Source organism: Amycolatopsis sp. NPDC003861 (assembly GCF_053605405.1).
In genome coordinates this window covers 1-10,694 of the sequence record NZ_JBSGJD010000297.1, presented here as the reverse complement: position 1 = coordinate 10,694, position 10,694 = coordinate 1, and the positions used below count along the sequence as shown (strand labels likewise).

Annotated in this window: 9 protein-coding genes and 1 pseudogene; 2 read left to right on the top strand and 8 right to left on the bottom strand. The window is 67.2% G+C overall.

The features are described 5' to 3' along the window. Window positions 1-89: 89 nt before the first annotated feature. On the top strand, window positions 90-872 hold the full coding sequence (gene istB / locus ACWEVN_RS42215; protein WP_449678657.1) for an IS21-like element helper ATPase IstB: 783 nt from the start codon (window positions 90-92) through the stop codon (window positions 870-872). A 432-nt stretch (window positions 873-1,304) separates the two neighbouring features. On the opposite strand, the gene ACWEVN_RS42210 is transcribed toward istB, so the two are convergent. Beyond that, entirely contained in the window at window positions 1,305-2,246 is a 942-nt protein-coding gene (locus ACWEVN_RS42210) for a hypothetical protein (RefSeq protein WP_452055025.1), read from the bottom strand. A gap of 242 nt (window positions 2,247-2,488) precedes the next feature. Further along, the gene (locus tag ACWEVN_RS42205) at window positions 2,489-3,772 is read right to left on the bottom strand and encodes a pentapeptide repeat-containing protein (RefSeq protein WP_452055024.1); all 1,284 of its coding nucleotides are present in this window, start codon (window positions 3,770-3,772) and stop codon (window positions 2,489-2,491) included. A gap of 270 nt (window positions 3,773-4,042) precedes the next feature. Between ACWEVN_RS42205 and ACWEVN_RS42200 the strand changes: the two genes are divergently transcribed. After that, entirely contained in the window at window positions 4,043-4,426 is a 384-nt protein-coding gene (locus ACWEVN_RS42200; RefSeq protein WP_452055023.1) for a hypothetical protein, read from the top strand. A gap of 761 nt (window positions 4,427-5,187) precedes the next feature. On the opposite strand, the gene ACWEVN_RS42195 is transcribed toward ACWEVN_RS42200, so the two are convergent. The 6 genes and pseudogenes from ACWEVN_RS42195 to ACWEVN_RS42170 all read right to left on the bottom strand — a co-directional run. Continuing rightward, window positions 5,188-7,056: a hypothetical protein gene (locus tag ACWEVN_RS42195; RefSeq protein WP_452055022.1), complete on the bottom strand. Its 1,869-nt coding sequence runs from the start codon at window positions 7,054-7,056 to the stop codon at window positions 5,188-5,190. 36 nt (window positions 7,057-7,092) lie between these two features. Continuing rightward, window positions 7,093-8,190 (bottom strand): 3-oxoacyl-[acyl-carrier-protein] synthase III C-terminal domain-containing protein, encoded by a 1,098-nt coding sequence (locus ACWEVN_RS42190; RefSeq protein WP_452055021.1) that lies wholly within the window; start codon window positions 8,188-8,190, stop codon window positions 7,093-7,095. Window positions 8,191-8,192: 2 nt separating this feature from the next. Then, window positions 8,193-8,381, bottom strand: a complete 189-nt coding sequence (locus tag ACWEVN_RS42185; protein ID WP_452055020.1) for a hypothetical protein — start codon at window positions 8,379-8,381, stop codon at window positions 8,193-8,195. Window positions 8,382-8,488: 107 nt separating this feature from the next. Next, entirely contained in the window at window positions 8,489-8,962 is a 474-nt protein-coding gene (locus ACWEVN_RS42180; RefSeq protein ID WP_452055019.1) for a hypothetical protein, read from the bottom strand. A 25-nt stretch (window positions 8,963-8,987) separates the two neighbouring features. Then, window positions 8,988-10,094, bottom strand: coding sequence for a hypothetical protein (locus ACWEVN_RS42175; RefSeq protein WP_452055018.1), 1,107 nt, complete (start codon window positions 10,092-10,094; stop codon window positions 8,988-8,990). Between the two features lie 145 nt (window positions 10,095-10,239). Beyond that, window positions 10,240-10,694 (bottom strand): annotated as a pseudogene (locus ACWEVN_RS42170) (hypothetical protein); the annotation flags it as partial.

Below are 10,694 nucleotides of genomic sequence, written 5' to 3'. Positions count from 1 at the left end.
CCGCGGCCGCTGCCTTCGGTCGCGGTCTATGACCAGCTGCTTCGCCGCCGCACCACTACCGGCACCGACGAGGAAGGGACGACCGGACCATGAGCACCACACGCCACCGCGGCCTGACCGAGCAGGCCGCCGACGCCGCCGTCGACCAGGCCTGCCGGATGCTGCGCCTGCCCACCATCCGCAGCCAGTTCCCCGACATTGCCGACGCGGCGACTCGCGAGCAGATGTCCTACCGCGGGTTCCTCGCCGAGCTGCTGATGGCCGAATGCGACGACCGGGCCCGCCGACGTTCCGAGCGCCGCATCAAGGCCGCCGCGTTCCCGCGGGAGAAGTCGTTGCGCGCCTTCGACTTCGACGCCAACACCAACGTCGACCCGGCCATCATCCACACCCTCGCCACCTGCGAATGGGTCAAGAAGGGTCTGCCGCTCTGCCTGATCGGTGACTCCGGCACCGGTAAGTCGCACCTGCTGATCGCTTTGGGCACCGAGGCCGCGATGGCCGGGTTCCGGGTCCGCTACACCCTGGCCACCAAGCTGGTCAACGAGCTGGTCGAGGCCGCCGACGAGCTGGTGCTGTCCAAGACGATCAACCGCTACGGCCGCGTCGACCTGCTCTGCATTGACGAGCTGGGCTACATGGAACTTGATCGCCGCGGCGCCGAGTTGCTCTTCCAGGTGCTGACCGAACGCGAGGAGAAGGCCTCGGTCGCGATCGCGTCCAACGAAAGCTTCGGTGGCTGGACCAAGACGTTCACCGACCCGCGCCTCTGCGCTGCCATCGTCGACCGCCTCACCTTCGGCGGCAACATCATCGAAACCGGTACCGACTCCTATCGCCTGGCCCAGACCCGCAAGCGCGTCGCCAAGTGACGTCAGAATTCACCGACATTGATCATGCTTTGAGCCCCTAAGTGACGTCAAGATTCATGAGCATCTGACGTCAGCAAACACAGTCACGGCCAGGCGCGCCTCGCGCCTTTAGGGCGGTGCGCACAGAAGTCGCGATCGCACGGCCCCGAGGCCGCCTGAGGTCGCCCAGTCGAACCCGAGTGGTCGCCGAGGCCGACTTACGCTCGTTCACCCAGCGTCAGCCGCGTCCACGACACCGCTTGGCGGGCTTCTGCGAGGACTACAACCATCGGGTCGGTGCCTGCGCCGCGCCGGCATCGTCGCGTGCCATAGGCAGAAGGTCACGGTGCAGGTCGTAGGGTGCCGGACTAGCTCTGACCTGGACAAACAGTTCTACTCCGACGGATTCGCCGTGGGCGAGATAGTCACTTTCCGGGCTGCGGTTGGCTGCCGTCAACCTTCGAACCTCTCCTCGCGCGCACTCTCGTAGGCGAGGTCTTCGTCGACCTCGATGTAGTCCCAAGGATTCTCGACGTTTCGGTCTCGTGGTTGGTCAAGGTCGGCAAGCTCGAGTTCGTCTTCCATGAGTTCCAGCCCACAGACGGCGCATCGGAGGTAGTCCGGGTAGAACACCAGTAGCGGAGCACTATCTTCGGTCGCGTTCTCGGCGCCGACATCCCGGACGATCTTGTTGGTCCCGTCCAGCCGTGCCTTACTCGTGCAGACAGGACAGTCGACCTGAATGCCGTAGGCATCGAGGTCGAAGTCTGATGCGGCGATGGCCGCGATTAGTCCTTCTCGTTCGCGAGCTGCCAGTTCATCGAATCGCTGCTGGAACGTGCGCCGCGCTCGCGTGGTCTTCGCCTCGTAGGCCAACCGCAGTTCGTTGATGTGCTCTTCGGCCAGTTCTTCCACAAGGCCGATGTACTGGTCCCAGTAGTCCCGCGGGCTGATCGCGAGCTCAGTGAGGACGGGCGTGGCGACCCTGATGCAGATGCCGATGACGTCGCGCGCGGCTGCGGAGTCGTGTGAGCCGACGTGGGCAACGCCGTTCCGGGCGGCGACTACCGGCTCGAACTTCGCCTCAGTGACCGCGACTTTCGGCATGAGCAGCATCCGGGTTCGATCGAACGCTGCTTTCAGCCCGATGGACTTAGCGCGGCTCTGGTGGACGCTTGAGCGGTCACCGTATCCGACCGCGTGCAGCAGAGACGGGAGGTGCGCTGCGTCGAGGACCAGGGCCGGGTGCAACGACCAAAGGTAAGCCTTGAGAAGGTGTTCCAGGCCGACGCCGGCATGATGAACGGCGAAGTCGAGGGCCTCGCCGTGGCCGAACGCGTCCAGTGCGGCGTGCATCCAACGCTGCGAGGATTCCCGAAGTGACTGCTGGTCCATGGCTTGAACAGTAACTAAGTTCACCGGCCACGGGTCTGCGCTCGACCCTGTCGTCTATGCCGAACGGGCATTCAGCACTGAAGTCCTTGACAATGGCGATCGGACGGGCCACATCCGCGAGGAACCCATCGCCGAGGGCTTGGATGCCGCGACTGCGGCTTCTGCTGGGGACTGAGACGTTGAGCCAGCAGCTGCTGTCCGCCGCTCTGCCATGCCTGCATGCACGCCGCCGGACCAGGATGTCAAGACGACGCCTCCGGGACCCGAACTGGCCTGAAGGCGAATGGGGTGCCGTCCGCCGTCGCGCCGCGGAATGACACGACGTCATCGAAGGTCACATGATCGAACCTAGGTGCGCTGGAAAAGGTAACGGAGGAGAACCGGACGACGCTGGAGAAGGTCGCGTGCTCGAACGAGACGTCACCAGGGAAGGTTGCGTAGTCGAACGAGGCGAGGTCGGAGAAGGTCGCGTGGTCGAACCAGACGACGTCGGAGAAGGTTACGTAGTTGAATGAGACGCCGCCGGGGAAGGTCACGTGGGCGAACGAGGCGACCTTGGAGAAGGTCGCGTGGTCGAACCAGACGACGCTGGGGAAGATCACGTAGTCGAACGAGGCGGTGCCGGAGAAGGTCGCGTGGTCGAACCAGAGGCCACCGGAGAAGGTCGTGTGCTCGAACGAGGCGGCGCCGGAGAAGGTTGCGCGGCCGAACCTGGCGTCCCCTGTCTGGGCAAACTCGAGGTTGAAGTCGATCAGGTGGGCGTTGGAGAGGTCTAGGTCGATGTCGGCCCAGAAGGCTTCGGGCCGGTTCGGCTTGAGGTGGTCGGTGAGGATGCGCTGGGCGGCGAGGCGGACTTCGCGTTCCTGGGTCCGTTCCCGGTGCTCGTCCCGCAGCACTTCAGCTTCGTCGGTGTCAGCGTTCGGTGGCTGATCGTCGGGCAGGGTGTAAGGCATGCGCAGGTAGGCACAGATGACGTTGATGATGCTCTGGCGTTGCAGCGGGTTGCCGTGGGCGAGGCGTTCCAGGGCGTAGAGCCCGGCCATGCGGACCGGGGCTTGGTCGGAGCCGAGCTGGTCGGCGGCCTTGGTGTAGAGCTCGGTGACGTTCTTCTCGATCGCGTCGGCCTCGGTGTGCCACTGCCGCCGCACCGACAGCAGCAACGCGAAGACGCCCGTAGCGCCGGCGGCGATCCCGAGCCCGGTCTTGATTGCATCCACCCGGGCCGACCCGACGTCCTTCGCCGCCGCGGCCTCGCCCAGCAGCCAGCTCGTCGCACCCCACGCGACCAGGGTGACGACGATGGCCGCGCCGGCCACGAACCACCAGCTCACTACGGGCGTGCGCGCCGATGGCGCCCGGGCACCCCGCAACAATCGGATCCCGACGGCAACACACGCGACTGTGACTGCGAGCAGCACCAGCACTACCGCGTGTGGCCGGGCCCATCGCCCCAGCGCCGCCCAATCAGGCCATTTCAGCAGCGCAGACACCGCCACCAGCAGCGACAGTCCACCCAAGGCCAGCACTCCACCAGCTTGCCGCGGCACCGCGCGGCTGCTACCCCACCTCGTCATACGAGAACAATCGCGTGACCACGATCCGCCGCTACCACTTGCAGTCGCGTCACGGCCCCACAAGCAACACAACGTCACAGATCGGCTGGACAAGCCTGGCATATCGGACTAATCTGTCATTTTGGATATTGACGTAGACTGGCCGTTCAAGTTCGTCGGCCTTTCCCATGTTGGACAAATCGATATTCGTGCTCCACTGGACGATCGAGGTAGAGTTGCCAAGTGGGAGCACTGACCGACTTCTTCTTCGATCCTCACTACCTTCAGCCGTGGAAACAGTCGGAGGCGGGAGTCACCTACGAGGGCGTCATCCTGACAACGCCCTGTGTCTCCTGGCGTCTCGATTCCAACTACGTTCCATGTCGCACCCCAGAAGGTGACCGCAGGTGGGCACTGTGGCTGGCAGTGACGACCGATGACGGCGACCGCGGCTTCTGCATCGCCAGCAACTCGATCGCTCGCGCCTTCGACGGTCGCGCCACCGAACGAAATCTACGTCGTTGGGCCGATCTGTGGAAGGTCGGAGGACGCCTGAGTCTGTCATGGCGAGCAGGTGAGAACGGTGAACGGGTGTACCGCGGCCGCTACGAGTCGCCGGGCACGTAGACGCCGCAGAACGGGTAATGTGATGTGCGCGGCGTCTGGTAAAGTCGCCATCGCAGTACCGCGTCGATCGTCTGACGCGGAGCGTGGGTGGAGCACCGGTTCGCCAGGACCGCCCGTAGTCGCTCACGACACCAGGATGATGGACCCGCGCTTCCGCGCGGGGTAAGCGGTAGCAGAGTCGATCGGGACAGACGATCGATTGACCGAGCAGCCGGAAGATTCCCGTCCTGGGAGAGCTCGTGTCAACTACCGAACCCCATTCGACTTCGTGCTGCTCGAGACTGTCGAACTGTCAGCGTGAGTGCCTCTCGCACTCCATGTGCAACGCGAGAGTGGTTCCCGGCGACCACATCAGTCCTGGTGCAGCTTCGCTGCACCTGGGCAACATAGGGACGTGGATCTTATCCGATGATGATCGGGTTCGTCGAGCCAAGTCGCTGCTATGGACAGCGATTCTTGTTGGAGGCATTTCTGCCGCCATGGTCGCAATAGTTGCATTCATACTTGTGTCCCTGCTCGGCGCTGACGTGGGTACGAGTGCGGCAGCGGGTATCGGTGCCGCACTCGTAGGCCGGAAGGTCACTGCGCGCCGCCGACGTCAGTCAGCCTCACCGCGGGCGAGGTGCCGTGAGCGTCGGTGATCAGGTGGCGCCCGACGCGGGGCTTGCGGTGATCGACCGCGCTGAAACCGTTACGCTCCCTTGAATACATCGATGGGCCGAGTCGCCCACGGACGATTTCGACCCGCTGATTCGACGCGACTAGCGCGTCCAGTTGCGGCTAGCCTGGATCCACAGGCTCAGCTGCGGCCCGCGTGACCTGGCGCAGTCTTGTCGGTTGACGAATTGGTGTCTCCGGTGGATGCTGAAGTCAATGGTGTCGATGTGGGCGGTCATTCGTCCTTCGGTGCCGTCCTCCCCTTGCTGTAGCATCGGAGGCTTGTGATGTCCGAATCCATTGCTAGCACGCCGCGTTTCCTGACAGTCGGTCAGGCGGCTAGCTTGCTCGGTGTCTCTGCGATGACCATCTACCGCGCCGTAGATGAAGGCGCCTTCCCCGCGATTCGAACGCGCGGGCGTATCTCGATCCCCGCAAAGGCGATCGACGCGATGGAGGAAGTTGCCGTATCGGAGATGCGCGCTGTCGACTCCAGCGAGTTCACGTTGCCGATAAGGGATGGCGTCGGTGGTGGCAGTGGGTAAAGGCTCGACTGCGGGCTGCTCATCGTCGACTTCAGCGGTCTTGACTCTCGGGCTGTGGTTAGTGGCGAATTGGCGTCTGTCGCGCTGATGCTGTGACCACAGCCTGAGGGGGTCCGCTTGGCCGAGGCTGGGGGTGTACGGAGTGGGGGAAGTTAACTCTGTGTTGGGATTTCCCGTTGCACTTTCAGTCAAGATGAATGCGTCGCAGTCTGTCTCGCCTCCGGTGTACTTGTGCACGCGTTTGAGGATGCCCAGTTCGAGAGCGGCATCTCGTGCGCGCCGTACAGTCTTGGGGTCGAGGTTGGCGCGCTCGGCCCAGTGGCGAATCGAGATCGATCCCCGTGTCGTGAGGACGGCGTGCGCGAATGCGTCGAGAGCTGCGCGCAAGCTACTGATCCGTACGCCGGCGATCGTGCCGGTGCGCACCGCAGTGCTGGCTCTGCGCGACAACTGCTTGTCCACGGCCGCTTGCAGCTCGGCACGGATGTGTCGTAGCTGACGGGGTGATGGCTCGTTCTTGTGGTTGCCAGTTTGAGGTGGGCGCAGGCGTCGGCGTCGCGGCCTAGGTTCGGCCGCCTCGCGCAGCGCGGGTAGCCAGCGGTTGCGGCGCCAGGCGTCTCGCCCGACGTGGGCAGCTTGCATCGGGGACGCTTGGTGGAAGAGGTCCCACGCCTGCTGCTCGGTGAGGCCGCGTTCGGCGGCGGCGGTCGTGGTGGCGGGTGCCCAGAACCAGCGTCGCCAGGCTTGCTGTCCGATCTCGCGGGCCTTGGTGTCGGCGAGGTTGGCGAAGGCCCAGGCGTGCGCTGTGGTGTGGCCGGCGCGGGCGAGTGCGAGAGCGTGGCCGTACTCGCGTTCGGACCTGCTGACGTTCGAGGCTCCGCGGCGACGCGCCGGTCGTATAACCCGCGGGGCCCCGGACGTGACGAGCTCTGGCACGTCGCTTGTCCTCAGCGTGCAGCTCAGGATCGGGCTGGGCAGCCGGTGTCGGTGTGGCGAGGAGGTGAGCCGGAGGGTTGACCGGACGGTGGCGGAGACGTTGTGCCTGGTGGAGACCGTGTAGACGACGCGCTGCAGTTCTTGACGCAGGCATGGCGGTGTCTTGATGACGAGGTGGGTGTGCCCTGGGCGGCCGGAAGCGCGCCGAAGCCAGGGCAGGCCGTAGCGATCGGCCCAAAGCAGTAGTTGTTCGGCGACGACCTCGCCCTCGTCGGCATGTGCGCCGGTGTCTTCGGGGTCGATGTCGATGGCCAGGAGGGGCGGGCGGAGCGTGCCGACGATCGCTCGGGCCGCGTCGTCGATGTTGAGGATGGCGGCGGCGTCGTCGAGGCGACGGGTGATCGTGTGTGCGTGATTGCCTGCGTCGATGACGATGAAGGGGGCGCCGAAGACGGCCTGGTCGAGGCGCGACGGTCGGTAGGGGTCGGGCATGGGAGTCCTCGGAAACTCGGCGTGGCGGGCCGGTGGTCAGCTCTGTGCGTCGGCCGACGTGCGCCAGGGCCAGCGCAGGGGTGGGGCAAGGACACTCAGACCGGGCGGCACCGTGTCGAGGCGGAGGATTGCGGCGGTCCAGGTCATGCCGATCCCGATGCCGAGCAGTGCGACGTGGTCGCCGGGGTCGACCGCGCCGCGCGTGATCAGGTGGGTGAGGCCGATGATCTGGTCGTTGGGTCCGATGTGGCCCCATTGGTCGCCGGCGTGGCAGAGGGTGCGGTCGGCGGTGATGCCGAGTGGTTGCAGGCACTGGGTGTCGAGCAGGTGCCGTCCGTAATGCGGCAGCAGCACCCAGCGCAGCTGGTCGAGGTCGAGCTCGGCGTCCTGGAGCGCCTCGTCGATGACGGCGCGGACGCCCTCGTGGTTGCGGCGAGTAATCGAGGCGGCGCCGACGGCGTCGGCGTATTGGCGTTTGCGCTCGCGGATGCGTTCGATGCCGAGTTCGGTGGTGCCGGCGGGGGCGAAGCGGTGGTTGCCGCGGTGGAGTTGTTCGAGGGTGGGGTCGGTGTAGGAGCTAGTGGCGAGGATGCGGGCGAGGCCGGGGTGATGGCCGAGGATGAGGGCGGAGCCGCCGTCGCCGTAGGCGATGCCGTGGTCGGCGGTGAGGTGGTCGAAGGCGGGCGGGCCGAAGGTTTCGCCGCCGGTGAGCAGGACGGTGTCGAGGTCGGGGCTGCCGGCGAGGACGCGGGCGGAGATGTCGATGCCGCCGACGAGGCTGTTGCTCATGGCGTTGAGCTCGGTGGCGATCCCGCGGCCGGCGGGCAGGCCGAGGCGGGAGCGGACGTAGGCGGCGCGGGACCAGAAGTCGATGCCGCGGCTGCCGCGCCAGATCGCGGCGTGGAAGTGCAAGTCGGGCACCGGGAGCGGACCGATGGTGGTCATGGCCATGCTGGCGAGGGCGTTGCGGCCGGCGCGGACGGCCAGATCCATGCCGGTGCTGCCGTGGGCGATCGACACGGCGCGCTGGCTGGTCGCTCCGTGCAGCATCCGGCTGGACTCGAGGTCGTCGACGGCCACGAGCTCGCCGAGCGCGGCACCGACGCCGCGCAGATGGAGGTTCGTCCAGCGCATCGTCAGCACCGCCCCATCTGGCTCGGGCGTGCGGGGATGTCAGCGACGATGGCCTCGACCGAGCCGTAGTAGGCCCGCAGCTGACAGGTCGTGATGCACGCGCAGGCGGCGATCTCGTCGAGAGTGACCGATCCGCCGGGCGGCGGGTCGTCGAGTAAATCGCGGGCGGTGTCGGTGATCCAAGTGCGCATGACGTCTTCCTGATCGAGCCGGGTGGTGTGGCACGCCAGGAGCGGGGAGGCGCCGAACGGGTCTGGTCGGCGGGTGGCGTGGTGCTGGACGACGGGTGAGAACGGGGTCAGGTGCGGCGGGCGCGGCCGCTGCGCCGTGTGAGCAGGGCTTTGTGGTGGGCGCGGCGCAGGTCGGGGATCTGGTCGCGGACGGCGCGGTCGAGTTCGGGCATGCGGTGGACGTCGGTGTCGAAGCCGGGGTCGGTGCGGAAGACCTGGGCCAGCACGGAGGCGTTGTTGCTGAGGTTGACCACCGCATACGGCAGGGTCGCGGGGATGTAGATCATGTCTCCGGCCTGCGGGTGGAAGGGCTGCATGGCGTTGCCGGAGAGGACGGCGACGTGGCCGCTGATGATCGCGATCGCGGTTTCGGTGGTGTCGTGCCGTTGCGGGGCGAGTGTGGTGGCGCCGGGCAAGTGCATTCGGCCGCCGGAGAGCGCGCGGGTGGGCACGATTCCGGTGCGCAGGATCGGGGTGAGCGTCTCGCCTTCGTCGGCAAGCTGGCCGGCCGCGGACGGTGTCGGGGTGGTCGTGGTGTCCATCTCGGCAGTTCCTCTCCAGGTGGATTCAGCGGGCCGGGGTGTCGGTGGTGTGGCGGGCGAGTTCGCGGGCCAGCGCGGCGTTGGCGACGGCCTGCGGTACAAGGCGGCGGCCGTGCCCACAGGCGGCGGCGACGGCCAGGACGGGCCGGTCCAGTTCGGTCTCGACCAGTTCCAGTGCGGTGTGGGAAGCCTTGGGGTGGTTTTCGTCGACGAGGCCGGCGATGACGTCGATGTCGCGGCGCAGGTGCCGCAGCGCCCGGTAGAACCGCGGATCCGTCGGCGGGGCCTGGGTGCCGGTGCACATCGGGATGTGCACCGCGGGCATCGGGATCCGCAGCCGTCGCAGCTTCTTATGGAGGGTATTGAGGAACTGCACGGCAGGCACGAGGTCGGTCAGGGCGAAAAGCGGCTGATGGCTGAGGTCGCCGTGGCAGAGGTGGATCCGCCACGTCGCGTCACGGGGTCCGTCTGCGAACACGCGCGCGACCTGCTTCGCCAGCGCCCGCACGGCCGCCGGCCAGAGTGGTCGCGGGGTGCGGTCCAGCGTCGCGAGGACTGCGGGGGTCTCGAGCTGGTAGACGACCTGCTTGCCGTGCTGGCGGTGGATGGTGTGGACGTCGTCGAGCACGGCCTGGCGGAACACCGGCAGATGGGTGACCGCGGCGGTCGGGGTGCCGAAGGTGAACAGCGCCAGGTCGTACGGGTTCGGGATTGACACCTGGTGCGGTGGGAAGTCGCGGTCGTCGTGTAGCTGGGCGCGGGCGGCCATGACGGCGTCGGTGTGGGCGGCGCGGCCGAGGGACAGGTCTTCGGATTCCAGCCAGCGGTCGCGCTTGAGGCGGTAGGTCGGCATGTCGTCGTAGTCTGCGGAGTGGCCGGTGCGGACGGGTTCAAGGGCGTCGACGGCGGCGAGGCCGTCGAGCCAGTCGATGATCCACCGCGGATCCGGATCACACGGCAATCCGGTCAGCGATGTGTCGGTGCGGTGGTCGAGGAACCACTGCATCGTGGCGCGGTGGTCGCCGGTCAAGACGGCGGGCAGCGAGCCGACGAAGTGCACGGCCCGGACGTCCTCGTCGGACGCGGTGTCAGGGTAGTCGGGGCTGGCGTGGCTGAAGACGAGCGTGGACATGGAGATCTCCCCTGGTCGGTGAGTCGATGGGGTGCTGTGTGGGCGTGGGGAGGGGCGCCCGGTGGGGATGTGGGAGCGGGAGGGGTGCGCGGGCCCGCGCTGGAGGGTTGAGGTGGGGGCGCGGGCCCGCGCGGCCTGGGGGTGATCAGCCGGTGACGGCGACGTGGCCCGGCTTCGGTTGCGGCTTGGGCGCGGTCCGGTCACCCGGGTTGTCGCCCTGCTGGTGCCGTTCACCTGGCGTGCCCGGCCGGGACGTCCCGGGGGCGCCGGGCTTGTGCGTAGGGGCCGGGCGGGTGCCGGTGGGCGGGTTACCGGTGGGCGGCGGCGGGGTGCCGACACCACAGCTGACGGTCGCGACGGTGACGGTGATTGCCGTGCCGACGGTCGGCTTGGCCGACGTGGGGCCGCCGGTTCCGCTGGTGCGGTTGGGGGCGGTGCCGGTGGTGACGGTGATGACCCCGGCGGTGCCATGGCCGCCGCCGGTGACTTTGAGGTTGCCGCTACCGCTCTTGGGGGCGCTGGTGGTGATGGCGCCGTTGCGGCAGGTCGCGGTGAACGGCCCGACCGTGGTGCCGCCGACCCGCACCGACGCGACGCGCG